This window comes from Streptomyces sp. H27-D2 (assembly GCF_035828615.1).
GTDB lineage: Bacteria > Actinomycetota > Actinomycetes > Streptomycetales > Streptomycetaceae > Streptomyces.
On sequence record NZ_JAYMZR010000001.1, the window covers coordinates 1 to 24,063 of the forward strand.

19 protein-coding genes and 1 pseudogene are annotated in these 24,063 nt (G+C 70.9%); 13 read left to right on the forward strand and 7 right to left on the reverse strand.

Translation table 11 applies throughout. The features are described from left to right. Positions 1-112: 112 nt before the first annotated feature. Together nirB and nirD are read left to right on the forward strand one after the other, a co-directional pair. Positions 113-2,713, forward strand: coding sequence for a nitrite reductase large subunit NirB (nirB, locus tag QMK28_RS00005; RefSeq protein ID WP_326434806.1), 2,601 nt, complete (start codon positions 113-115; stop codon positions 2,711-2,713). Beyond that, positions 2,710-3,111: a nitrite reductase small subunit NirD gene (gene nirD, locus QMK28_RS00010; protein WP_326434807.1), complete on the forward strand. Its 402-nt coding sequence runs from the start codon at positions 2,710-2,712 to the stop codon at positions 3,109-3,111. The genes nirB and nirD overlap by 4 nt, the downstream gene beginning before the upstream one ends. A gap of 35 nt (positions 3,112-3,146) precedes the next feature. Here nirD and QMK28_RS00015 read toward each other — a convergent pair whose 3' ends face one another. Then, complete coding sequence (locus QMK28_RS00015; RefSeq protein WP_326434808.1) at positions 3,147-3,776, reverse strand: LysE family transporter; 630 nt, start codon at positions 3,774-3,776, stop codon at positions 3,147-3,149. A gap of 189 nt (positions 3,777-3,965) precedes the next feature. On the opposite strand from QMK28_RS00015, the gene QMK28_RS00020 reads away from it, so the two are divergent. The 3 genes from QMK28_RS00020 (at position 3,966) to QMK28_RS00030 (ending at position 6,532) form a co-directional block, all read left to right on the forward strand. After that, positions 3,966-4,985: a LysR family transcriptional regulator gene (locus tag QMK28_RS00020; RefSeq protein ID WP_326434809.1), complete on the forward strand. Its 1,020-nt coding sequence runs from the start codon at positions 3,966-3,968 to the stop codon at positions 4,983-4,985. Between the two features lie 47 nt (positions 4,986-5,032). Next, the gene (locus tag QMK28_RS00025) at positions 5,033-6,019 is read left to right on the forward strand and encodes an oxidoreductase (RefSeq protein WP_326434810.1); all 987 of its coding nucleotides are present in this window, start codon (positions 5,033-5,035) and stop codon (positions 6,017-6,019) included. 168 nt (positions 6,020-6,187) lie between these two features. Beyond that, positions 6,188-6,532: a cupin gene (locus QMK28_RS00030; protein WP_326434812.1), complete on the forward strand. Its 345-nt coding sequence runs from the start codon at positions 6,188-6,190 to the stop codon at positions 6,530-6,532. A 291-nt stretch (positions 6,533-6,823) separates the two neighbouring features. Here the strand turns inward: QMK28_RS00030 and QMK28_RS00035 are convergent, their stop codons facing one another. Continuing rightward, positions 6,824-7,318 carry a hypothetical protein gene (locus tag QMK28_RS00035; RefSeq protein WP_326434813.1) on the reverse strand — a complete coding sequence of 165 codons (495 nt, stop codon included), beginning with the start codon at positions 7,316-7,318 and terminating at the stop codon, positions 6,824-6,826. Positions 7,319-7,842: 524 nt separating this feature from the next. Here QMK28_RS00035 and QMK28_RS00040 point away from each other — a divergent pair. The 3 genes from QMK28_RS00040 to QMK28_RS00050 are packed head-to-tail and all read left to right on the forward strand — an operon-like array spanning position 7,843 to position 10,865. Next, the gene (locus QMK28_RS00040; protein ID WP_326434814.1) at positions 7,843-9,108 is read left to right on the forward strand and encodes an ABC transporter substrate-binding protein; all 1,266 of its coding nucleotides are present in this window, start codon (positions 7,843-7,845) and stop codon (positions 9,106-9,108) included. After that, positions 9,105-10,025, forward strand: a complete 921-nt coding sequence (locus QMK28_RS00045; protein WP_326434958.1) for a carbohydrate ABC transporter permease — start codon at positions 9,105-9,107, stop codon at positions 10,023-10,025. Before QMK28_RS00040 ends, QMK28_RS00045 begins: the two co-directional genes overlap by 4 nt. A 3-nt stretch (positions 10,026-10,028) precedes the next feature. After that, the gene (locus tag QMK28_RS00050) at positions 10,029-10,865 is read left to right on the forward strand and encodes a carbohydrate ABC transporter permease (protein ID WP_326434815.1); all 837 of its coding nucleotides are present in this window, start codon (positions 10,029-10,031) and stop codon (positions 10,863-10,865) included. A 133-nt stretch (positions 10,866-10,998) separates the two neighbouring features. Here the strand turns inward: QMK28_RS00050 and QMK28_RS00055 are convergent, their stop codons facing one another. From QMK28_RS00055 to QMK28_RS00070, 4 genes and pseudogenes are all read right to left on the reverse strand, one after another. After that, the gene (locus tag QMK28_RS00055) at positions 10,999-12,024 is read right to left on the reverse strand and encodes an ArsR/SmtB family transcription factor (RefSeq protein ID WP_326434959.1); all 1,026 of its coding nucleotides are present in this window, start codon (positions 12,022-12,024) and stop codon (positions 10,999-11,001) included. A gap of 606 nt (positions 12,025-12,630) precedes the next feature. Beyond that, positions 12,631-15,381, reverse strand: coding sequence for a pyruvate, phosphate dikinase (gene ppdK / locus QMK28_RS00060; protein ID WP_326434816.1), 2,751 nt, complete (start codon positions 15,379-15,381; stop codon positions 12,631-12,633). A gap of 496 nt (positions 15,382-15,877) precedes the next feature. Then, positions 15,878-17,005 carry a tRNA dihydrouridine synthase DusB gene (gene dusB, locus QMK28_RS00065; RefSeq protein WP_326434817.1) on the reverse strand — a complete coding sequence of 376 codons (1,128 nt, stop codon included), beginning with the start codon at positions 17,003-17,005 and terminating at the stop codon, positions 15,878-15,880. 136 nt (positions 17,006-17,141) lie between these two features. Then, positions 17,142-17,858 (reverse strand): annotated as a pseudogene (locus QMK28_RS00070) (helix-turn-helix transcriptional regulator); the annotation flags it as partial. Between QMK28_RS00070 and QMK28_RS00075 the strand changes: the two are divergent. After that, positions 17,812-18,990, forward strand: a complete 1,179-nt coding sequence (locus QMK28_RS00075; RefSeq protein WP_326434818.1) for an MFS transporter — start codon at positions 17,812-17,814, stop codon at positions 18,988-18,990. The pseudogene QMK28_RS00070 and the gene QMK28_RS00075 overlap by 47 nt on opposite strands. A 217-nt stretch (positions 18,991-19,207) precedes the next feature. Here QMK28_RS00075 and QMK28_RS00080 read toward each other — a convergent pair whose 3' ends face one another. Next, positions 19,208-20,590, reverse strand: coding sequence for a glycine--tRNA ligase (locus tag QMK28_RS00080; RefSeq protein ID WP_326434819.1), 1,383 nt, complete (start codon positions 20,588-20,590; stop codon positions 19,208-19,210). A gap of 188 nt (positions 20,591-20,778) precedes the next feature. Between QMK28_RS00080 and QMK28_RS00085 the strand changes: the two genes are divergently transcribed. From QMK28_RS00085 to QMK28_RS00100, 4 genes are read left to right on the forward strand one after another with little or no spacing between them, the layout of a single operon-like run. Beyond that, complete coding sequence (locus QMK28_RS00085; protein ID WP_326434820.1) at positions 20,779-21,798, forward strand: metal ABC transporter substrate-binding protein; 1,020 nt, start codon at positions 20,779-20,781, stop codon at positions 21,796-21,798. A 14-nt stretch (positions 21,799-21,812) separates the two neighbouring features. After that, positions 21,813-22,649 (forward strand): metal ABC transporter ATP-binding protein, encoded by an 837-nt coding sequence (locus QMK28_RS00090; protein WP_326434821.1) that lies wholly within the window; start codon positions 21,813-21,815, stop codon positions 22,647-22,649. After that, complete coding sequence (locus tag QMK28_RS00095; RefSeq protein WP_326434822.1) at positions 22,649-23,542, forward strand: metal ABC transporter permease; 894 nt, start codon at positions 22,649-22,651, stop codon at positions 23,540-23,542. The genes QMK28_RS00090 and QMK28_RS00095 overlap by 1 nt, the downstream gene beginning before the upstream one ends. Positions 23,543-23,590: 48 nt before the next feature. After that, positions 23,591-24,061, forward strand: a complete 471-nt coding sequence (locus QMK28_RS00100; RefSeq protein WP_443050474.1) for a Fur family transcriptional regulator — start codon at positions 23,591-23,593, stop codon at positions 24,059-24,061. The last annotated feature ends 2 nt before the right edge of the window (positions 24,062-24,063 follow it).

The following is a 24,063-nucleotide window of genomic DNA, read 5'->3' on the forward strand; positions in this document are numbered from 1 at the left end:
TGCTCGGCGATCTCGGCACCGTCGGTGCGCTCGCGCGCACCTGGGAGGACGACGAACCGCTGTCCTCCGCGCCGCTGCTCCACCTGCTCACCAACGACGGAGGCTCCTGACCATGCCCGCACCGAAGACCGCCGCTCCCACGATCCTGCTGGTCGGCCACGGAATGGTCGGGCAGCGCTTCCTGGAGGCGCTCGCCGACCGGGGCCTCACCGACACGGCCCGGGTGGTGGTGCTCTGCGAGGAGCCGCGACCCGCGTACGACCGGGTGCGGCTGACCTCCTACTTCTCCGGCAGCACGCCCGACGAACTCTCCCTCGTGGACGAGGGCTTCATGGCGCGGCACGGCATCGAGCTGCACCTCGGCGACCCGGCGCAGTCCATCGACCGGGAGGCGCGCACCGTCACCTCGCGCGCCGGGCTGACCATCGCGTACGACACGCTCGTGCTGGCCACCGGCTCGTACCCGTTCGTACCGCCCGTCCCCGGCAAGGACAGCGAAGGCTGCTTCGTCTACCGCACCATCGAGGACCTGCTCGCGATCGAGGAGTACGCCAAGGGGGCGGCCACCGGAGCGGTCGTCGGCGGCGGGCTGCTCGGTCTGGAGGCGGCGGGGGCGCTCAAGGGGCTCGGCCTCGACACGCACATCGTCGAGTTCGCGCCCCGTCTGATGCCCGTCCAGGTGGACGAGGGCGGCGGCGCGGCGCTGCGCCGGACCGTCGAGGGCATGGGGCTGACGGTGCACGCCGGGGTCGGCACCCAGGAGGTCACCGCGGACGACGCGGGCGCGGTCGCGGGCATGACCCTGTCCGACGGCTCCACCCTCGCGACCGACCTCGTCGTCTTCTCCGCCGGCGTGCGCCCGCGCGACCAGCTCGCCCGCGACAGCGGCCTGCGGGTGGGCGAGCGCGGCGGCATCGCGGTCGACGAGCAGTGCCGCACGAGCGACGCGGCCGTGTACGCGATCGGCGAGTGCGCGCTCGCCGCCGACGGCCGGGTCTACGGACTGGTCGCGCCCGGCTACGAGATGGCGCAGACCACCGCCGACGCCATAGCGGGCCTGCCCGGCTCGTTCAACGGCACCGACACCTCCACCAAGCTCAAGCTGCTCGGCGTGGACGTGGCCTCCTTCGGCGACGCACACGGCACGGCGGACGGCTGCCTCGACGTCGTCTACTCCGACTCCCGCTCCGGCGTCTACAAGAAGCTGGTCGTCAGCGCGGACGGCGTGCTGCTGGGCGGCGTGCTGGTCGGCGACGCCGACTCGTACGGCATGCTGCGCCCGCTCACCGGCTCCGTACCGCCCGTTTCCCCCGAGCAGCTCGTCCTCCCGGCGGGGCTCGGCGCGCCGGCCGCGCTCGGCCCGTCCTCGCTGCCCGACGCGGCGGTCATCTGCAACTGCCACCACGTCACCAAGGGCGCGATCCGCTCGGCCGTCACCGAGCACCAGTGCGTGGACGTGCCCGCCGTGAAGAAGTGCACCAAGGCGGGCACCGGCTGCGGCAGTTGCGTGAAGGTGCTCACCACACTCGTCAACGACGAGCTGGAAGCGAGCGGCGTCAGCGTCGACAAGGGGCTGTGCGGCTGCTTCGCGCACACCAGGGCCGAGCTGTACGAGATCGTGCGCACCCTGCGCATCACCACCTTCGCCGCGCTCCTCGACAGCCACGGCCGCGAGCCCGCCCGCAGCGGCGACGGCTGCGAGGTCTGCAAACCGACCGTCGGCTCGATCATCGCCTCCCTCGCGCCCGCCCTCGGCGCGAGCGGCTACGTCCTGGACGGCGAACAGGCCGCCCTCCAGGACACCAACGACCACTTCCTCGCCAACCTCCAGAAGAACGGCTCGTACTCGATCGTGCCCCGCATCCCCGGCGGCGAGATCACCCCCGAGAAGCTCATCGTGATCGGCGAAGTGGCACGGGACTTCGGCCTCTACACGAAGATCACCGGCGGCCAGCGGATCGACATGTTCGGCGCGCGCGTCGACCAACTGCCGCTGATCTGGACCCGGCTGGTCGACGCCGGATTCGAGTCCGGTCACGCGTACGGCAAGGCGCTGCGCACCGTGAAGTCCTGTGTGGGCTCGACCTGGTGCCGCTACGGCGTGCAGGACTCCGTCCGGATGGCCATCGACCTGGAGCTGCGCTACCGGGGCCTGCGCTCCCCCCACACGCTCAAGTCGGCCGTCTCCGGCTGCGCCCGCGAGTGCGCGGAGGCGATGAGCAAGGACTTCGGCATCATCGCCACGGCCGAAGGCTGGAACCTGTACGTCGGCGGCAACGGCGGCGCCACCCCCCGGCACGCCGATCTGCTGGCCCAGGACCTGAGCGACGCGGAGCTCGTCCGCCTCATCGACCGCTTCCTGATGTTCTACATCCGCACCGCCGACCGCCTGGAGCGCACCTCCGCCTGGCTGGAGCGGATCGAGGGCGGCCTGGACCACATACGGGACGTGGTCGTGCACGACTCGCTCGGCCTGTGCGCGGAGCTGGAGGCCCTGATGGCCGGCCATGTGGACGGCTACCGCGACGAATGGGCCGAGACCGTCAACGACCCGGAGCGCCTGCGCCGCTTCGTCTCCTTCGTCAACGCACCCGACGCCCCCGACCCGACCGTCCGCTTCGTCCCGGAGCGCGACCAGGTCAAGCCGGACCTCACGCTGCTGGCCGGCCCGACCATCCCCGTACGCACCCTGGAAGGGACCGCTACTCGATGACTACCGCGCCTGTACAGACCAGCGAGCAGACGCAGGAGGCGGCCGGCGCCGCCGGCCGCTACGTCGAACTCCGGATCGGGCAGAACTGGGTCGCGGTCTGCGAGCTGGCCGACCTCACCCCCGGCCGCGGCGTCGCCGCCCTGCTGCCGGACGGCCACCAGGTCGCGGTCTTCCTCGACCGGGACGGCCGCTCGTACGCCGTCGGCAACCGCGACCCCTTCTCCGGCGCGTACGTCCTCTCCCGGGGCCTGCTCGGCTCGGCCGCCGGCCGCCCGTTCGTCGCCTCCCCCCTCCTCAAGCAGCGCTTCGACCTGGCGACCGGCGGCTGCCTGGACGACGAGACGGCGAGCGTGCCCGCTTACGTCACGCGGAGGTCGGGTGAGTCGGCTGCCGGGTGACGGGGCTGCCGGGTGACGGGGCGGACGCCGATCGCTCAGTGCGGCAGCAGAACCGCGATCGCGAGAGAACCGATCACCGCGCCGGAGAGCAGCGCGGTGGCCAGCCGCCCGCGCCGCCCGGTGAGCGCACGGCCGAGTACGGTGCCGCCCCCGGCCAGCAGCAGCTGCCAGCTCGCGGAGGCGGCGACGACTGCCGAGAGGTAGCCGATCTGCTCCGCAGGGCTCATGTCCACGGCCACTTGCCGGCCCAGCATGAGCGCCACGAAGTAAATGGCCGGCCACGGGTTGAGGGCGGTCAGCCCCAGATAGGTGACGTAGGCCCGGAACGGGGTGATCCGGGCGCCTCGGGGGCCGCTCGCCCCGGACGAGTCGTGACGGTGCCGTATCGCTGTCACGACGATGCGGAGCGCCATCGCCATGAGGATCGTCGAGGCGATCCACCGCATCAGCCCCATGAACGGCCGGACCGTGCTCGCCAGCGCGTTTCCGCCGAGCACGGCGGCGACGGCGTAGCAGGCGTCCGCCGTGGCAGCTCCGGCCGCCGCCGCGGCTCCCACCCGGAACGAGGACCGCGCGGTGAGGCTCACCATCGACACCGCGACGGCGCCGACGGGTACGGCGAGGCCGTATCCGGCCCAGAGCCCGGCGGCTATCGCCCCGATCACGAGCGAGTGCGAGTGCGAGTGCCGGTGCGGGGACGAGTTCGGGGATGAGTCCGGGGGTTTGACGTGGCGCGGGATTTCGCAGGGTATCCGCAGGTGAAGGGCGTTTCGGCTGTCATGCGGACAGTCTCGATCGGCATGACCGTTCGGGTCCATCGAAGATTTCCGCACCGGACCTTGTTGGATGAACGCATGATCGACCCACGCCTCCAGACCCTCCGAGTGCTGCGCGAGAAGGGCACCGTCACCGCGACCGCCGAGGCGCTGCATCTCACCCCCTCCACGGTCTCCCAGCAACTCCGCCGGCTCTCGGCCCAACTCGGCGTCGCCCTGCTGGAACCGGTCGGCCGCAGAGTGCGGCTGACTACCGCGGCTGTGACACTCCTGGGTCACGCCGACGCCCTCAACGCCCTGTGGGAGCGCGCCGCCGCGGATCTGGCCGCGCACCGCGACGGGGAGGCCGGACAGCTACGGATTTCCGGAGTGGCGACAGCTCTCGCGGCCGTGATCGCACCAGCGGCCGAGAAACTGCGGCGCCGTCATCCGCAGCTGACCCTTCATCTGACGGAGGACGCCGGGGAGAACCGCTTCGAACTGCTGCTGGCGCGGCAGACCGACATCGCTGTCGTCATCCCCACGCCGACCGGCCCGCCTCCCGACGACCCGAGGTTCGAGCAACGTCCCCTCCTCGAAGAGCCGCAGGATCTGCTCGTCCCGGCCGGCCACCCCTTCGCCGACCGGGACGGTGTGGAACTCGCCGAGGCCGCGAGCGAGACGTGGATCCGCGCGGGAGATCCGCACGACCAGCATCAATTGCTCCTCACGACGTGCGCCGCGGCCGGCTTCACGCCCCGGGTGGCTCACAACGCCGTCGACTGGTCCGCGATAGCCTCCCTCGTCGCCCATGGGTTCGGCGTCTGCCTGGTGCCGCGCCTCGCGCCGGTCCCGCAGCACTACAGCGTCACCCGCGTACGCCTGCGCGGCGAGCCGGCCCCCGCGCGCCGGCTCATCGCCTGCGTGCGCCGCGGCAGCGACCGACAGGCGCCCGTCGCCCGCGGGCTCGCCGCGTTGCAGGAAGCCGCCGCCCAATGGGCAGCGCGAGGCAGACTGCCCCTCGGCAACGTCGGCCCGGACCCGGTCGGCACAGCGGATATGCCTGACCCCGGGCTGAGCGGGCAGGGTCCTCTCACGTCAGCTGGAGACCGGCGCTGACGACGGACGAGGAACGACACGGACCCAGGCGAAGGAGCGCAGCAGACGTGACGGGCTGGAACGCGAACGACATCCCCGACCAACATGGCCGCACCGCCATCGTGACCGGCGCGAACAGCGGCATCGGCTATGTCACGGCACGCGAGTTGGCCCGGCGCGGCGCGCGGGTCGTGCTGGCGTGCCGGGACGAGACGCGCGGCCGGGACGCCGAGGAGCGGATGCGGGAAGAAGTACCCAAGGCGCGGCTCCGGTTCGCCCCGCTGGATCTCGCGGATCTGGCGTCCGTACGGGCCTTCGCCGGCTGGTACGACAAGGTCGGGTTCAGGGCCGAGGGCGACGGCCGCTGCGATTCCGACGCCGACGATCAGCTGGACCTGCTCGTCAACAACGCGGGGGTCATGGCGCTGCCCTACGGCATCACGGCCGACGGCTTCGAGCGGCAGTTCGGCGTCAACCACCTCGGGCACTTCGCGCTGACCGGGCTGCTGCTGCCGAAATTGCTCGCGACTCCCGGCTCGCGGGTCGTCAGCGTGTCGAGCGGCCTCCATATGCTGTCCAACATCGATCTGGGCGACCTCAACAGTGAGGGCGGCTATCACCGCTGGATCGCCTACGCCCGGTCCAAGAGCGCCAATCTGCTGTTCGTCCACGAGCTGTCCCGGCGGCTGGCGCGGGCCCGCGCCGATGTGCTGGTGGCCGCCGCGCACCCCGGCTACGCCGCCACCAATCTGCAGACGGCCGGGCCGCGGATGGAGGGCCGCCGGCGCGTCGAGCGGCTGGTCGAACTGGGCAACCGGATCGTCGCCCAGCCCGCCGAGGCCGGCGCACTGCCCTCCCTGCACGCCGCCACCGCGCCCGGCGTCGCCCCCGACTCCTTCACCGGCCCGCGCGTGCAGGGCTTGCGCGGCGCGCCCGTGCGCTCCTGGCGTGCCCCGTGGACGCGCGACGACAGGGCGGGCGAGCTGCTGTGGGATGCCTCCGAGCAGCTCACCGGCGTGCGGTACGAGGGGCTGGAGCCGTCCTTCGGCGGCTGACGGGCCGCGGGCCACCGACCCGGCCGTTCCCGACCGGGTCGGCCCCGGCCTGCCCCGGCCGGGGGCGCGAGGCGGGTTCCGCCAGGCCGCCCGGGCGGATTCCGGCGAAGATGGACCCGGAGGACCGGCAACCTGGTGTCCCCCGGGACCGGAGGAACGGAGCACCGCATGAATGACCTCACCGCGCTGGCCGAGGAGCACCTCGCCAAGGCCCACACGTCCGACCACGGCCGCAGCGCGCAGCTGATCGTGCACGAGGGACCACTGCGCCAGACAGTCATCGCGCTGGTTTCCGGCACGGCGCTCGACGAGCACAACGCGCCCCCCGCCGCGAGCCTGCACGCCCTGCGCGGCCGGGTGCGCCTGACAGCGGACAGCGGGGACCACGAGCTGTCCGCCGGGCAACTGCACGGCATCCCGCAGGAGCGGCACGGACTGCTGGCGCTGGAGGACTCCGTGGTGCTGCTGACGGCCGTCACCGCCACGGGGGCCGGCCCGGAGGCGCGGCCCTGAGCCGGAGCGCGGCGGCGTAGCCCTGAGGGCCGTCCCTGCGGTGCGGGCGCCCTGACGCGAGGGCCTGACGCGCGGCCCCGCGGTACGGCCCTGACGGCCCTACGGTCCGGGCCTGACGCGCGGCCCCGCGGTACGGGCCGAGCACGGCCTTGGGCCCCGGGCCCCGGCTCTGCGGCCGGCCCGCTCTGAGGCCAGTCCCGCGCGCAGCCCGAAACGCAGCCCTCCCGCCCCGGCGCACGCCCCCAGCACGCATCCGCGAGGCACACCCGGCGCGCCCCGCCACCGCACCGCTCACAACCCCGACGCGTCAAAGACCGCACGCGCCCCCTCCCCGTCGATCCGGTCCGCCAGGGCCTGGAGCGGCCCCGCACCGCACCGCAGCAGCCCACGCTCGCGGGAGAGCCGCACGCCCCCGTCCACGACGTGCCAGAGCATCGGATTCGCGGTGAACGCCCTGGGGTCCAGCTCCACCCGGCCGCCGAGCGCGTCGCGCAGCACCAGACGCGGCGCCATGCCGTCCGCGCGCCGTACCAGGACCAGCAGGTCGGTCCGTACCCGCCGCTCGCGGAGCATCCCGCGCACCGCGAGCCAGTCCCGCCCGGCCGTCACTCTCGGCGGGTACAGAATGCCGAGGAGCACCAGCGCGAGACCGACCCAGCAGGCCGCACGCGGCAGATCGAGCGTGCCGTTGCAGACATCGATGAGCAGCATGACGGCCAGGGCGCCCGCCGGGCAGAGCGTCGCGGCGCGCCGTTCGGCCGCCCAGGTGCGGTCGCGGGCCCGCACGGGCCCCACAGGGTCCGCGTGGGCGTCGCCGTGCACAGCCGGCAGCGCCCATGGCGCCGGTGTCCGCCCTGCCGGCCGCCGTCGCTCCCCGGCGGGCCGGTACGGGGATCTGTCCCGTCCCGCATCGTCATCACCCCTCGTCGAACCGAGCCCTCTTCGCCGTGCCATGGGCAGGACGCTAGAACCGTCTCACCCTGACCGGTGACACATTGACGCGGAACTGACGTGGCATCGCCCGACCTTGACGCAGCGCTGACATCCGTCGGCTGCTGTCAGCCCGCCGATGCGCGTCTTCTGCCGCCTCGTGGCCGGTACCGGCCATCGACGCGACGGCGTGCGCGAACGGCCCCGCGCCCCCCGCCCCGGGAACCCGACATACGGCCGCAACGCACCTGTCGCAATCCACCCCCATCGTTGATCGTTGAGTCATACGCTGACGAACGGCCAGTCAAATGGTCAGCCGATCGGTCACCGGAAGCACATCGCGAGCACATCGCAAGCGCACCGGAGCGAGGGGGCACCACATGTCCATCAGCCGCAGACGACTCCTCGGCACGGGCGGCGGCATCGCCGCGGCGGGCGCGCTGGCCGCCGCGTGCGGGTCCAACACCGGCCGGGAGTCCGATGGTTCGGGCGGCGGGCCGATGTTGAGCCACTGGTATCACCAGTACGGCGAGGCGGGCACCGAGAAGGCCGTCAAGCGGTACGCGGCCGACTACGACAAGGCCGACGTCAAGGTCCAGTGGCGGCCGGGGAACTACGACCAGCAGACCTCCGCCGCCCTGCTCACCGATTCAGGCCCGGACGTCTTCGAGGTGGACGGGCCCACTCTGGACCAGATCCAGGGCGGCCAGGTCGTCGACCTCACCGACCTCTTCGACGGCGTCAAGGACGACTACAGTCCAGCGGTCCTCGCCCCGAAGACGTACGAGGGCAAGATCTGGGGCATTCCGCAGGTCATCGACATGCAGATGCTCTACTACCGCAAGAGTCTGCTGGCCGACGCCGGGGTGAAGCCGCCCCGGACCCTGGACGAGCTGGTCGACGCCGCGAAGGAGCTCGCCACCGGCAAGGTCAAGGGCCTCTTCCTCGGCAATGACGGCGGCGCGGGCGTCCTCGGCGGCACCCCGCTGCGCGCGGCCGGGCTGGAGCTGGTCACGGACGACGGCGAGGTCGGCTTCGACGACCCGGCCGCCGCCCGCACGCTGGGCAAGCTGCGCGCGCTCTACAGCGACAAGTCGCTGCTGCTGGGCGCGCCCGCCGACTGGTCCGACCCCTCGGCGTTCGTCCAGGAGCTGACCGCGATGCAGTGGTCCGGACTGTGGGCCCTGCCGATGATCGAGAAGGAGCTGGGCGACGACTTCGGGGTGATCCCGTTCCCGAAGGACGGCCCGGCGGGCAGGCCGTCGGTCCCGGTGGGGGCGTACGGCGCGGCGGTGAGCGCCCGCAGCGCGCACAAGGCGCGCGCCAAGGCGTACGCGAAGTGGCTGTGGATCGACCGGACCGACCACCAGGAGGACTTCGCGCTCTCCTACGGTTTCCACATCCCGGCCCGGATCTCGCTCGCGAAGAAGGCCGACAAGCTCAAGCGGGGCGCGGCGGCGGACGCGGTGCGCTTCACCAACGACTACGGCTACGCCCAGCCGCTGCTGTGGACGACCGCGAGCCGTACCGCCTACCAGGACGCGCTCAGCCGCATCATCAAGGACGGCGCGAATCCGGAGAGCGAGCTGAAGTCGGTGGTCCGCAAGGTGCGCGCTGAGCTGCGGCGCGTCCAGAAGAAGGGCTGAGCGTGCGGCGGGCGCTGCTGGGGCCGCAGAACCGCACTCTGTGGTTCTGGGTCTTCGTCGGCCCGTTCGCGGTCGGGCTGGGCCTCTTCACCTACGTGCCGCTGGCCTGGAGCGTCTACCTCGGCTTCTTCGACGCGCACAACACCGTCTCGCCGACCGATTTCGTCGGGCTGGACAACTACGCGGCGATGCTCCGCGACGACGCGTTCACCAGCAGCCTCGGCACCTTCGTGCTCTTCTCCGCCTTCATCGTGCCGACGACGTACGCGCTGTCGCTCGCGCTGGCCCTGATGGTCAACCGGATCCGGTTCATGCAGGCGTTCTTCCGGTCGGTGTTCTTCCTGCCGACGGCGTGCTCGTATGTCGTCGCGTCGCTGATCTGGAAGATGTCGATCTTCAACGGGGTGCGGTTCGGGCTGGCCAACACCGTGCTCGACCGGCTCGGCCTCGACCAGGTCGCCTGGCTGTCGACGACCCATCCGCCCTGGTACTGGCTGGTCATCGTCACCGTACGGCTGTGGTTGCAGGCGGGCTTCTTCATGGTGCTGTTCCTGGCCGGACTCCAGCGCATCGCGCCGCAGTTGTACGAGGCGGCGGCGGTGGACGGCGCCAGGCCGGGCTGGCAGGTCTTCCGGCACATCACCTTCCCGCAGCTGCGGGCGACGTCCGTCGCGGTCGTCCTGCTGCTGGTGATCAACGCGTTCCAGGCGTTCGACGAGTTCTACAACCTGCTGTCCGACGCGCGCGGCTACCCGCCGTACGCCCGCCCGCCGCTCGTCTACCTCTACTACACCGCGCTCGGCCAGGGGCAGAATCTGGGGCTCGGCAGCGCGGGCGCGGTGATCCTCGCGCTGATCATCGCGGTGGTGACGGTGGGCCAGGCCCGCTGGTTCGGCCTCGGCCGGAAGGAGGACTGACCCGTGCACGACGCCCTGACCCGGGTGGGCCGCACACTGCGGCTCGCCCTGCTGATCGCGCTGGCCCTGCTCTTCCTGATCCCGTTCTACCTCCTGGTGCGCAACGGGCTGGCGACCGAGCAGGACATCACGTCCGCCGACTGGACCTTCTTCCCCGCCGAGCTGCGGTGGTCGAACCTGCGCGAGCTGTTCGAGGACCCGGCCGTGCCGATGGCCCGTGCGCTGGTCAACTCCACGCTGATCGCCGTCGCGAGCACGCTGGGCACCCTGCTGCTCGCCTCGCTGGCCGGCTACGGGCTGGCCCGCATCCCGTACCGGCACGCGAACGCGGTCTTCTACGCGATCCTCGGCACGATGATGGTCCCGGCCGCCGTCACCTTCGTACCGAGCTTCGTGCTCGTCTCGTCACTCGGCTGGATTTCGACCCTGCGCGGGCTGATCGTCCCGACGCTGTTCAGCGCCTTCGCCGCGTTCGTCTTCCGGCAGTACTTCCTGGGCTTCCCGCGCGAGCTGGAGGACGCGGCGCGGGTCGACGGGCTGGGCTACTGGCGGACGTACTGGCGGATCGTCGTCCCCAACTCGCGGCCGGTGTTCGCGGCCGTCGGCACGATCGTCTTCATCGGGGCCTGGAACTCCTTCCTGTGGCCGCTGGTCATCGGCCAGGACCGCGACTCCTGGACGGTTCAGATCGCTTTGTCGACGTACACGACCGCGCAGACCGTGGTGCTGCACAAGCTGTTCATCGCGGCGGCCGTGTCGATCCTGCCGCTGCTGGTGGTGTTCGTGCTGCTACAGCGCTTCATCGTGGCGGGTGTCGAACGGTCCGGCATCGACGACTGAGCGAACGGCCGTCTCCGCCGGGGCGTACGGGGCGTACGGGCTACGACCGCCCTCCCCGCCACGCCCCTCCCCGCCACGCGCCCCACCACGCGCCCCGCCGCGCGCCTCCCCCACCGCGCGCCCCCCGCGCGCCTCACCGCCCCGTGCCGCTGGCCGCCTCGGACAGCGTCCGCACCCCCGCGCCGCCGCGCAGCAGAGCCGCGCCCAGCGGGGTGAGCGTGTGCAGCACGGCGGTGCCGTTCCGCAGCGTGACGACCAGCCCGGCGTCTCGCAGCACACTCGCGTGCTGACTCGCCGAGGCCAGCGACACGCCGACCCTGCGGGAGAGCTCGCTGGTCGTACAGCCGCCTCCGACGGCTTGCAGCACGGCGGACCTGGTGTTGCCGACCAGCTTGCCCAGCGAGCGCGGCGCGGTGGCCCCGAAGGGCCGTGCGAGGGCCGTGGGCGCGGCCGCCGGGCTGTGCTCCACCGGATACACCAGCAGCGGCGTCAACTGCGCGTCGTGCAGCGCCACCGGAGTGCGGCGGCAGAAGAACGACGGCAGGAGCAGCAGCCCCCGGCCGTCCAGATGCAGGTCCCGGTCGACCGGGTAGTCGGCCTCCAGCACCGGCGGACGCCAGCGCATCATCGGCGGCAGCGAGGCCAGCAGCCGGTCCGCTCCGCCGTCCAGCAGGGCCCGCCCGCGCGCCGCCCGGTCGGCCTCTATCCGGGCCTGTATATGCGGCCAGTACGGCCCGACGGCGGCCCGGTAGTAGTTGCGCAGTGCGCCCGTCAGCCGGCCCAGCGGGGCACTGTCGCCCTCCGCCAGGGTGCGGGCCCAGGAGGGCAGGCTGCGCGAGGCGGGAAGCCTCGACATGTCGACCCGCAGCCGGTCCTCAGGGGTCGCGCGCAACGCCTCCAGCGCGGCTTCCAGTCCTTGCGCTCCCTCCGGGGGCGTCAGAAAGTCCGGGAAATAACCGCGGGACGGAACCAGCGGCCCGAGCAATCGTGCTTCACTGTTCAACCGAGTACGGGTTTCGGAGCGCCATTCATCAAAGACCAACGCCCCCTGCCTGTCCCGTAGTCGGTGAAAACTGAGAATGGTTTCCCATAAAGCGTCCGGGCGCGCGGCGATCCGCACCCGAGCGAGATCGAGTCCAGTGAAATGGACGCGTAGCACCAAACCCCCACTTGCAACCGCGGTCACCCCCAGCAATGAGTATGCACACCGACACAGGCCGTCACCACGCTCTTTTAGCCACAGTTGAAACAGGTCGCGAGGTCAGGCCCGCGAACGAAAGGCTGTACCCCGTCGAGCACAGCGGAACAATCGAAGGGCTGTCGTGGGGGCAGCGCGGCGATTGCTCGTGGCGGCTGGGTACCGCCCGGTGCCGACATGGGAGGCGGCCCGCGGTTCAGTGACCCCGAGCACACTGAACCGCGGGCCGGATGTAGCGGCGGGATTCAACTTCCGCCGTCTCTTCGACTCCCGTTCGACTCGGCTCCCGTTCGAGGCCCGGTTATCCACGCGACGGCGACGGACGGCCTCAATTGAAAACCGCCGGGATTCCTCTTCGCTCCGGCGCCACGGACTCCAGGCGCGCCGGCTCCGCTCCAGGCACGCCGGCTCCAGGGACACAGAAAAAATGCGGGGGCGGCCCCCGCACAGGAGCCGCCCCCGTAGGGAAGCCGGAGCCGCCGCCGGGCTGAGGGTCGGGGTTGCCCGGCGGCGGCTTCGGTGGTTCATGGAGCCCTGCGCACAGCGCCCCGGACGGAGCGCCCCGCGTCAGCGGCTGTCGCTGCCCTTGCTCGCGGCCGCCGCGCGGCCCGCTTCCAGGCGTGCGACGGGGATGCGGAACGGCGAGCAGGAGACGTAGTCCAGGCCCACCTCGTGGAAGAAGTGCACCGACTCCGGGTCGCCGCCGTGCTCGCCGCAGACCCCGAGCTTGAGGTCGGGACGGGTCGCGCGGCCGGCTGTGACGGCGGAGCGTACGAGTGCGCCGACGCCGTCCCGGTCGATGGTCTCGAACGGGCTGACCCCGAAGATGCCCTTCTCCAGGTACGCGGTGAAGAAGCTCGCCTCGACGTCGTCGCGGGAGAAGCCCCACACGGTCTGGGTGAGGTCGTTCGTGCCGAAGGAGAAGAACTCGGCGGCCTCGGCGAGCTGACCGGCGGTCAGCGCGGCGCGGGGCAGCTCGATCATGGTGCCGAGGGTCAGCTTGAGCTCGGTGCCGGTGGCCGCCTCGACCTCGGCGATGACCTTCTCGGCCTCGTCGCGGACGATCTCCAGCTCCTGCACGGTGCCGACGAGCGGGATCATGATCTCGGGGCGCGGGTCGCCCTTCGCGTTCTTGCGGTGCGCGGCGGCCTCGGCGATGGCCCGTACCTGCATGGCGAACAGACCGGGGATGACCAGGCCGAGCCGCACGCCGCGCAGGCCGAGCATCGGGTTCTGCTCGTGCAGCTTGTGCACGGCCTGGAGCAGCCGCAGGTCGTTCTCGTTGGCGTCCTTGCGGGACTCGGCGAGGGCGACCCGGACCGACAGCTCGGTGATGTCGGGCAGGAACTCGTGCAGCGGCGGGTCGAGCAGCCGGACGGTGACCGGCAGCCCGTCCATCGACTCGAACAGCTCGATGAAGTCGGCCTTCTGCAACGGCAGCAGCGAGTCCAGCGCCTGGTCGCGCTCGCTGTCCGTGTCGGCCAGGATCAGCCGCTCGACCAGTTCCCGGCGCTCACCGAGGAACATGTGCTCGGTGCGGCACAGCCCGATGCCCTGGGCCCCGAAGCGGCGGGCGCGGTTGGCGTCCTCGGCGTTGTCCGCGTTGGCCCGTACCCGCAGCCGGCGCACCCGGTCCGCGTACGCCATGATCCGGTGCACGGCCTGCACCAGTTCGTTGGCGTCGTCGGCGCCCGCGTGCATCCGGCCCTCGAAGTACTCGACGACCGGCGAGGGCACGACCGGGACCTCGCCGAGGTAGACCTTGCCGGAGGAGCCGTCGATCGAGACGACGTCACCCTCCTCGATCACGATGGCGGCCTTGCCGTCCGGGCCGCGCGCGGTCATCCGGCGGCGCTTGGTGTCGACTTCCAGCTCCTCCGCGCCGCACACGCAGGTCTTGCCCATGCCGCGGGCGACGACGGCCGCGTGCGAGGTCTTGCCGCCGCGGCTGGTCAGGATCCCCTCGGCGGCGATCATGCCGTTGAGGTCGTCGGGGTTGGTCTCGCGGCGGATCAGGATGACCTTCTCGCCGGACCGGGACCACTTCACGGCCGTGTACGAGTCGAAGACGGCCTTGCCGACGGCGGCGCCCGGCGAGGCGGCGATGCCCCGGCCGAGCAGATCCGCCTTGGCGGTCTCGTCGAAGCGAGGGAACATCAGCTGCGCGAGCTGCGCCCCGTTCACCCGTTGCAGCGCCTCGGCCTCGTCGATCAGCCCCTGGTCGACGAGTTGGGTGGCGATCCGGAAGGCCGCGCCCGCGGTGCGCTTGCCGACGCGGGTCTGGAGCATCCACAAGTGGCCGCGCTCGATGGTGAACTCGATGTCGCACAGGTCCTTGTAGTGCGTTTCGAGCGTCTCCATGATCTGCATCAGCTGGTCGTACGACGCCTTGTCGAGCTGCTCCAGATCGGCGAGCGGCACGGTGTTGCGGATGCCCGCGACCACGTCCTCGCCCTGCGCGTTCTGCAGGTAGTCGCCGTAGACGCCCTGGTGGCCGCTGGCCGGGTCGCGGGTGAAGGCGACGCCGGTGCCGGAGTCGGGGCCCAGGTTGCCGAAGACCATCGAGCAGATATTGACCGCGGTGCCGAGGTCGCCGGGGATGCGCTCCTGGCGGCGGTAGAGCTTGGCGCGGTCGGTGTTCCACGAGTCGAAGACCGCGCGGACGGCGAGGTCCATCTGCTCGCGCGGCTCCTGCGGGAAGTCGTGGCCGGTCTCCTTGACCACGATGTCCTTGAAGTTCTCGACCAGCGTCTTGAGGTCGGCCGCGTCCAGGTCGACGTCGGTGGCCGCGCCCTTGGCGTGCTTGGCCGCCTCCAGCGCTTCCTCGAAGAGGTCGCCGTCGACGTCGAGCACGGTCTTGCCGAACATCTGGATGAGCCGCCGGTAGGAGTCCCAGGCGAACCGCTCCTCGCCGGCCTGGGCGGCGAGCCCGATGACCGAGGCGTCGGAGAGGCCGATGTTCAGGACGGTGTCCATCATTCCGGGCATGGAGAACTTGGCGCCGGAGCGGACCGAGACCAGCAGCGGGTCGTCGGCCTGGCCGAGCTTCTTGCCCATCTTCTTTTCGAGGGCGTCGAGGTGCGCGCTGACCTCGTCGCGCAGCGCCGCGGGCTCGGTGCCGCTGTCGAGGTAGACCTTGCACGCCTCGGTGGTGATCGTGAAGCCCGGAGGGACGGGCAGACCGAGGTTGGTCATCTCGGCGAGGTTGGCTCCCTTGCCGCCGAGCAGGTCCTTGAGATCCCTGTTGCCCTCGGTGAAGTCATAGACGAACTTCTGGAGAGCTGGCTGGGATACGTGGGGATCTTGAATTTCCGACACGGGTCTCGACTCCTCCTGGGGATCCCCCCGGATGAAGTTGGGGGAGGGCTGCCCTGACGGCGGGAAACATACCCAGATCGAAGGCATCTGGGTACGTCCACTTGGCCGTCATACGGCCGTAACCACCCGGCTGCCGCGACATCGAAAGTGATGCACGCCACGACGCCTGTGATCCACGGGAAATTCGGGCTGGCCCGGAACCCTTCACTTATCGAACATGCCGGCTCTCACCGAACCGGAATCAGGCACACAGCGCGGTCGGCCGGCGGCCCCGAGTCGCGATGAGTTCACTTGTCGAACACACGCCCATGGCACCCGGTGCCATGACTTGGAGAGGTGAAGCGCTCAGAAGGTCGCTGAGTACGCCAGATGAGCGCGCTCATCTGAGCAACTAGATCATCAAACGTGGCGAGCATCACGGCAGGTCGGAGGTCCGAATCCCGGCATTCGGACGATCTTGCAAGCGCCGGCCGCCCCAGCCGTCAAGCGTCGCCCGTCAGCCACCGGAGGTGTCGAGCTCCGCCTCCGCGCTGACGCCCGCGCAGTCGTACGGGTCGTCCAGCCAGCCGTCCGGCAGCACCACCCGGTCTCGGCCCGCCGTACGACCGCGCGGGCCTTCCGCGCCCACCGGCCACGGCTGGTCCAGGTCCAGCTCGCTCATCAGAGCGTCCAGCTCGTCCAGCGACGAGGTGACCGACAGCTTCCGCCGGATCTCGGAGCCGATCGAGAAGCCCTTGGTGTACCAGGCGACGTGCTTGCGGAAATCGATGACACCGCGTGCCTCATCCCCGATCCACTCCCCCAGCAGCTCCGCGTGCCGCCGCATCACGATCGCGACCTCCTTCAAGGTCGGCGGCAGCGGCGCGGGCCGCCCCTCGAAGGCCGCCACCAGATCGCCGAACAGCCACGGCCGCCCCAGGCAGCCGCGCCCCACGACCACGCCGTCGCAGCCCGTCTCGCGCATCATCCGCAGCGCGTCGTCCGCCGTCCAGATGTCGCCGTTGCCGAGCACCGGGATCTCCGGGACGGTCTCCTTCAGCCGCGCGATGGCGTCCCAGTCGGCGGTGCCGCCGTAGTGCTGGGCCGCCGTCCTGCCGTGCAGCGCGATGGCGGTGACGCCCTCCTCGACGGCGATCCGGCCGGCGTCGAGATAGGTGATGTGGTCGTCGTTGATGCCCTTGCGCATCTTCATCGTGACCGGCAGCGCGCCCGCCCCCGCGACCGCCTCGCGCAGGATCGAGCGCAGCAGGTGCCGCTTGTACGGGAGCGCGGAGCCGCCGCCCTTACGGGTCACCTTGGGCACCGGGCAGCCGAAGTTGAGGTCGATGTGGTCGGCCAGACCCTCGTCCGCGATCATGCGGACGGCCTTGCCGACGGTCACCGGATCGACGCCGTACAGCTGGATGGAACGCGGCTTCTCGGTCTCGTCGAAGCGGATCAGCCGCATCGTCTTCTCGTCCCGCTCGACCAGCGCGCGCGTCGTGATCATCTCGCTGACGAACAGCCCCTTGCCGCCGCTGAACTCGCGGCAGAGGGTACGGAACGGCGCGTTGGTGATACCGGCCATCGGCGCGAGCACCACCGGCGGCTGCACCGTGTGCGGGCCGATCTGCAACTGAGTCATCGAGGGAGCCTTCTTGCTGCGTGCGGCGGTCAGGGACGGGGGTCCGTTCGGGAACGGACCTCCCATTGTCCCGCACTCCCGAGGTGCTCATGAGCGGTCAGGGTGCTCATGAACGGTCGGGGGCGCCCATGAGCGGTCAGGCCCCGGCGAGCACCAGTGCGTGCAGCCGCTCCAGCCGCTCCTGGGTCTCCGGGTCGGCCGGGACGTAGGTGATGAGCCGGTGACCGGGGCGCGGCCCCAGCCACATGCCGGTGTAGTCCAGGTGCAGCAGACCGACCTGGGCGTTACGGAAGCGCTTGGTCCGGTTCCCGCTCTGGAGCACCTCGTGCCGGTCCCAGATCTCGCGGAACTCGGCCGACTCGCGGAGCCGCTTGAGCAGGTGCTTCCACGCCGGTTCGGCGATGTGCTCGGCCATGGACGAGCGGAACTTCGCCGCCATGATGCGGTTCGTGTCCTCGCGGTCGACCAGCGAAGCGGCCCAGTCGGCGTTGTTGAACGACAGCCACATGCAGTTGCGCTCCTCGTACGGGAGCGCGTCGAGGTCGCACATCAGCCGGCCGAAGGTGCGGTTGTGGGCCAGGATGTCGTAGCGGCTGTTCTGCACCGAGGCCGGATACGGCTCCAGTTGCCGGAGCATGAGCCGGATCGCCTCCGTCACCTGCGGGCAGTCGCCGCTGGGGGCCGGGTCGGTCGCGCCCGCCAGCACGAACAGATGGGCCCGCTCATTGGGGTCGAGCAGCAGCGCGCGGGCGATCGCGTCCAGCACCTGGGCCGAGACATGGATGTCGCGGGACTGCTCCAGCCACGTGTACCAGGTCACACCGACCACCGCGAGCTGCGCGACCTCCTCGCGGACCTCGCTGCTCTGCGGGCTCGCGCCGGACGCCTGGTCGCTGGTCGGCGCGCGGGTCGCGCAGGGCGCGGCCGCCGCGCTGATGCTGCCGCAGGCGCTCGCCACCATCCACTCCACCACGTCCGGCCGGCGCAGGGCGCGCGCGCTGGGGCTGTACGGCGCGACGGCGGGCCTGTCGATGGTCGCCGGGCAGATCCTCGGCGGGGTGCTGGTGGCCGCCGACATCGCGGGCACCGGGTGGCGTGCGATCTTCCTGGTCAATGTGCCGGTCGCACTGCTCGGTCTGGCGCTCGCGGTCCGTACGGTTCCGCCGACCAAGTCCGACCGGCCGACGTCGGTCGACGTCCCCGGCACCGCGCTGCTGGCCCTGAGCCTCGTCACCCTGCTGGCGCCGCTCACCGAGGGCCGGGCGGCGGGCTGGCCGCTGTGGACGCTGCTGTCCCTGGCCGCCTTCCCGTTCGCGGCGGTCGCGTTCTACGGGGTGGAGCGGCGCGCCGAACGGCTCGGCCGCACGCCCCTGGTCCCGCCGAGCCTCTTCGCGCTGCCGGGACTGCGCCGGGGGCTCACCCTGATGCTGTCCTTCTCGACGGGCTTCGGCGGCTTCATGTTCGTGATCGCCATCGCCTTCCAGCAGGGGCTGCGGATGGGCCCGGTCGCGGCCGGTCTCGCGCTGGTGCCGATGGCCGTGACCTTCTTCGCCGCCTCGCTGGCGGGACCCCGGCTGGTCGGCCGGTTCGGCAGCCGGGTGGTCACCGTCGGCGGCCTGCTCCAGGGCGTCGGCGTGCTCCTGCTCGTCCTCGCCGTACTGCGCGGCTGGCCGGACCTCGGCTTCCTCGACCTGCTGCCCGGCGCGGCCCTCGCCGGTCTGGGACAGGGCCTGCAACTCCCGGTGCTGTTCCGGATCGTGCTGGGGAACGTGCCGCCGGAGCGGGCCGGAGTGGGCAGCGGCGTCATGATCACCACCCAGCAGACGTCGCTGGCCCTGGGCGTCGCGACGCTGGGGACGCTGTTCCTGGCGATGACGGACTCGGTGGGGATGCGGGACGCCCTGGCCGTCACGCTCCTCGTCCAGCTCGCGGTGATCATCGTGACGGTCCTGCTGAGCCTGCGGCTGCCGCGAGCGGTGGAGTAGCGGGGCGCGTGTGCGGCCTCGTGGTGCGCGGCTCGCGCAGCAGCCGGTATCAGCTGGTCACGCGCCCTTCGGCCGCACTGTCCTCAAGCGCCTGACAAGAAACGCCGGACAGGAAGCGCCGGACCGGCTGAATTCAGCCGGTCCGGCGCTTGAGGACACCCGCGGCTGACCGCTGAGCGCTAGTGCCCCTCCTGGCAAGCTCTGCCCTGTCGCGGCACTAGCAGCCGAGCAGTCGCCCACCCAGGTACGACTGGATCTGGTCCAGCGAGACCCGCTCCTGCTTCATCGTGTCGCGCTCGCGCACGGTCACCGCGTTGTCGTCCAGGGTGTCGAAGTCGACCGTGACGCAGAACGGCGTACCGATCTCGTCCTGGCGGCGGTAGCGGCGGCCGATCGCGCCCGCGTCGTCGAACTCGATGTTCCAGTTCTTCCGCAGGTCGGTCGCCAGGCCCTTGGCCTTCGGCGACAGCTGCGGGTTGCGGGACAGCGGCAGCACGGCGACCTTGACCGGCGCGAGGCGCGGGTCGAGGCGCATGACGGTGCGCTTCTCCAGGACGCCCTTGGCGTTGGGCGCCTCGTCCTCGTTGTACGCGTCGAGCATGAAGGCGAGCATGGCGCGGTTCACGCCGGCCGCCGGCTCGATGACGTACGGGAACCAGCGCTCGCCGGCCTCCTGGTCGAAGAACGACAGGTCGTGACCCGACGCCTTGGAGTGCGAGGCGAGGTCGTAGTCGGTGCGGTTGGCCACACCTTCGAGCTCGGAGAACTCGTTGCCGCCGAAGTTGAAGCGGTACTCGATGTCAGTGGTGCGCTTCGAGTAGTGGGAGAGCTTCTCCTTCGCGTGCTCGTACCAGCGGATGTTCTCCTCGCGCATGCCGAGGTCCAGGTACCAGTTCCAGCGCTCCTGCATCCAGTACTCGTGCCACTGCTCGTCCTCGCCCGGCTTGACGAAGAACTCCATCTCCATCTGCTCGAACTCGCGGGTGCGGAAGATGAAGTTGCCCGGCGTGATCTCGTTACGGAAGGACTTGCCGACCTGGGCGATGCCGAACGGCGGCTTCTTGCGCGAAGTCTGCTGAACCTGGCCGAAGTTGGTGAAAATACCCTGCGCGGTCTCCGGGCGCAGGTACGCGACCGAGCCCGCGTCCTGGGTCGGGCCGAGGTGGGTCTCCAACATGCCGGAGAACTGCTTGGGCTCGGTGAAGGCGCCCTTGTTGCCGCAGTGCGGGCAGTTGACGTCGGCGAGGCCGTTCTCGGGCGGACGGCCGTGCTTGGCCTCGTACGCCTCTTCAAGGTGGTCAGCGCGGAATCGCTTGTGGCAGGAGGTGCATTCGGTCAGCGGGTCGGAGAAGGTGGCGACGTGGCCGGATGCCTCCCAGACCTCACTGGCCAGGATCACCGACGAGTCGAGACCGACGACGTCCTCACGGGCGGTGACCACGGAACGCCACCACTGACGCTTGATGTTCTCCTTGAGCTCGACGCCGAGGGGACCGTAGTCCCAGGCCGCCCTGGTGCCTCCGTAGATCTCACTGCACGGGTATACGAAGCCACGGCGCTTGCTCAGGCTGACGATGGTGTCGATCTTGTCGGCGGCCACGGTGCTCTCTTCATTACGACGACGAAGCGGTCATTGTGGGGTACGCGGGCGCCCACTCGCGAACGCTGCGGCCCAGCGAATGCTTCAGATTACCGGCGGGTGCACCCCCAGGATCAAATCGGTTCCCGCCAAGGCGCCTGGAACCGCCTTGTTGACAATCGTTTCCAAGTTAGTTGAAAATGGGTGTCATGAACGTAAGGCGCTCCACTCCCCGAATAAAACCGGCTGCCGTCGCGGTCGCCGGAGCCACCGTGCTCGGCCTGCTGGCCCTGTCCGCGTGCTCCTCCTCCGACGCCACGGGCGGGGGCGAGGACGGGAAGCTCGACGTGGTCGCCTCGTTCTACCCGATGCAGTTCCTGGCCGAGGAGATAGGCGGGCGCCATGTCTCCGTCTCCAGCCTGACCAAGCCGGGCCAGGAGCCGCACGACCTGGAGATCAACCCGCGGCAGACCGCCCAGCTCAGCAGCGCCGGGCTGATCGTCTATCTCAAGGGCCTCCAGCCCGCCGTGGACGAGGCCGTCGATCTGTCCGAGGCGAAGAACACCGTCGACGCCGCCTCGCTGACCCGGCTGGAACACCACGGCACCGAGGTCGGCCACAACCACAGTGAGGCCGGCGAGCACGGCAAGGGCGAGCACACCGACGAGAACTCGCAGGGCCACGACCACGGCTCCGAGGACGGCGCCTCCGACCCGCACATCTGGCTCGACCCGCTGAAGTACGCCCAGATAGCCAAGGGCGTCGGCAAGGCCATGGAGAAGGCCGACCCGGATCACGCCGCCGACTACAAGAAGAACACCGCGGCGCTCGTCGGCAAGCTCGGCGGCCTCGACGACGACTTCAAGGCCGGCCTGGAGAACCGCGCCACCGACACCTTCATCACCACGCACGCGGCCTTCGGCTACCTCGCCGAACGGTACGGCCTGGTGCAGGAGTCGATCAAGGGTCTCGACCCCGAGTCCGAGCCCAGCCCGGCCCGGATGAAGGAACTCCAGAGCATCGCCGGGAAGGACAAGGCCACCACCGTCTTCTACGAGACGCTGGTCAGCGACAGCGCCGCCAAGACCGTCGCGGGCGACACCGGCCTCAAGACCGATGTACTCGACCCCATCGAGGGCATCACGCCGAAGAAGTCGCGCGGCGACGACTACTTCGAAGTCCAGCGGAGCAACCTCAAGGCCCTGCGACAGGCCCTCGGCGCCAAGTGACGGAGGCAGCCCCCATGCCAACCACAGCAACCACAGCAACCACAGCACCCGCGGAATCCCCCGCCGGCGCAGCCCGCCCGGCACTCCCCGAGCCGGTCATCTCCCTGCGGGACGCCGCCGTCACGCTGGGCTCGCGCCCCGTGCTGCGCGGCGTCGACCTCACGGTGCGCGGCGGCGAGGTCGTCGCGCTGCTCGGCGCAAACGGCTCGGGCAAGTCCACGGCGGTACGCTCCGTCGTCGGCCAGGTCCCGTTGAACAGCGGTGAGTTGGAGCTGTTCGGCACCCCGCTGCGGCGCTTCCGCGACTGGGCGCGCATCGGCTATGTGCCGCAGCGCACCACCGCCGCCAGCGGGGTGCCCGCGACGGTGCGCGAGGTGGTCTCCTCCGGGCGGCTGGCCCGTACGAAGCTTGGGCTGCCCCGCAAGGCGGACCGGGCGGCCGTCGACCGGGCGCTGGAGCTGGTCGGCCTCGCCGACCGGTCCAGGGACTCGGTCAACGCGCTCTCCGGCGGCCAGCACCAGCGGGTGCTGATCGCCCGCGCGCTCGCCGTCGAGCCCGAACTGCTGATCATGGACGAGCCGATGGCCGGGGTGGACCTCGCGAGTCAGGAAGTGCTCGCCGAAGCGCTGCGGCGGCAGGTGGCGCGCGGCGTCACCGTGCTGCTCGTGCTGCACGAACTGGGCGCGCTGGAGCCCTTGATCGACCGCGCGGTGGTGCTGCGCGACGGCTGCGTGGTGCACGACGGCCCGCCGCCCGAGGCCCTCGGCCAGCACGCGCTGCCCGGCCACGACCATGTGCACCCGCACGCGGCGCACGACGCCGAACCGATCCGGACAGGGCTGCTGACCTGATGGAAATCCTCACCTACCCCTTCATGCAGCGGGCGCTGATCGCCGCCCTGCTGGTCGGCGTCACCGCCCCGGCCATCGGCATCTACCTCGTGCAGCGCCGCCAGGCGATCATGGGCGACGGCATCGGGCATGTGGCCATGACCGGCGTCGCCCTGGGCTTCCTGCTGAACACCAGCCCGGTCTGGATGGCGACGCTGGTCGCCGTCATCGGCGCCGTCGGCATGGAGGTGATCCGCTCCCGCGGCCGGACCAGCGGCGATGTGGCGCTCGCGATGCTCTTCTACGGCGGCATGGCCGGCGGCGTCATGATCATCAACCTCTCGGACAACGGCTCCACCGCCAACCTCACCTCGTACCTCTTCGGCTCGATCACGACGGTCTCGCCGCAGGACGTGACGGCCGTCTGCGCGCTGGCCGCCTTCGTCGTGCTGATCACTCTGGGCCTGCGCCGCCAGTTGTTCGCGATCTGCCAGGACGAGGAGTTCGCACGGGTCACCGGGCTGCCCGTACGGCTGCTCAACCTGCTGCTCGCGGTCACCGCGGCGGTCACCGTCACCGTCGCGATGCGCATCGTGGGCCTGCTGCTGGTCAGCGCCATGATGGTGATCCCGGTCGCCGCCGCCCAGCGGGTCACCCGCGGCTTCGCGATGACCCTGGCGCTGGCGATGGGCATCGGCGTCACCGTCTCACTGACCGGCACCGTCACCACGTTCTACGTGAACGCGCCGTCCGGAGCGGCCATCGTGCTGCTCGCCATCGGCGTCTTCCTGGCCTTCTCCGCGCTCGCGACGCCGCTGGCGAGAAGGCGCGCCCGCACCACGGCCGCGGCGGAGAAACAGTGCACCCTGGAGGTACCGGAAGCCCGCCCGCCGGTCGACGATGTGTTGGTCTAGGCTCTGTCCGGCCTGTCCTCGGCCCACTACCTGGCACAATGGCCGGGCATGAGCACGAACCGGCCGACAGGCGAGCATGAGGAGGCAACTGTGACGACCGCGGCGAGCAGTCGAGCGAACACAGCCCCAGTGCGCGGCCGGTCCACCCGGCAGCGTGCCGCCGTGGCGGCAGCCCTCGACGAGGTCGAGGAATTCCGCAGCGCGCAGGAACTCCACGACATGCTCAAGCACCGGGGCGACTCGGTCGGCCTGACCACCGTCTACCGCACCCTCCAGTCCCTCGCCGACGCCGGCGAGGTCGACGTGCTGCGCACCGACGACGGCGAGTCCGTCTACCGCCGTTGCAGCAGCGAGGACCACCACCACCACCTGGTGTGCCGCAGCTGCGGCAAGGCGATCGAGCTGGAGGGCCCGGCCGTCGAGAAGTGGGCCGACGCCATCGCCGCCGAGCACGGCTTCGTGGACGTCGCCCACACCGTGGAGATCTTCGGCACCTGCGCGGAGTGCGCGAAGCGCTGAGC

Coding starts and splice junctions, on each gene's coding strand:
- QMK28_RS00020 (WP_326434809.1), top strand. CDS start 3,966: ATGATCGACCCACGCCTCCAGACCCTCCGAGTGCTGCGCGAGAAGGGC.
- dusB (WP_326434817.1), bottom strand. CDS start 17,005: ATGACTCAGTTGCAGATCGGCCCGCACACGGTGCAGCCGCCGGTGGTG.
- QMK28_RS00095 (WP_326434822.1), top strand. CDS start 22,649: ATGGAAATCCTCACCTACCCCTTCATGCAGCGGGCGCTGATCGCCGCC.
- QMK28_RS00085 (WP_326434820.1), top strand. CDS start 20,779: ATGAACGTAAGGCGCTCCACTCCCCGAATAAAACCGGCTGCCGTCGCG.
- QMK28_RS00090 (WP_326434821.1), top strand. CDS start 21,813: ATGCCAACCACAGCAACCACAGCAACCACAGCACCCGCGGAATCCCCC.
- QMK28_RS00030 (WP_326434812.1), top strand. CDS start 6,188: ATGAATGACCTCACCGCGCTGGCCGAGGAGCACCTCGCCAAGGCCCAC.
- nirD (WP_326434807.1), top strand. CDS start 2,710: ATGACTACCGCGCCTGTACAGACCAGCGAGCAGACGCAGGAGGCGGCC.
- nirB (WP_326434806.1), top strand. CDS start 113: ATGCCCGCACCGAAGACCGCCGCTCCCACGATCCTGCTGGTCGGCCAC.
- QMK28_RS00040 (WP_326434814.1), top strand. CDS start 7,843: ATGTCCATCAGCCGCAGACGACTCCTCGGCACGGGCGGCGGCATCGCC.
- QMK28_RS00100 (WP_443050474.1), top strand. CDS start 23,591: ATGAGCACGAACCGGCCGACAGGCGAGCATGAGGAGGCAACTGTGACG.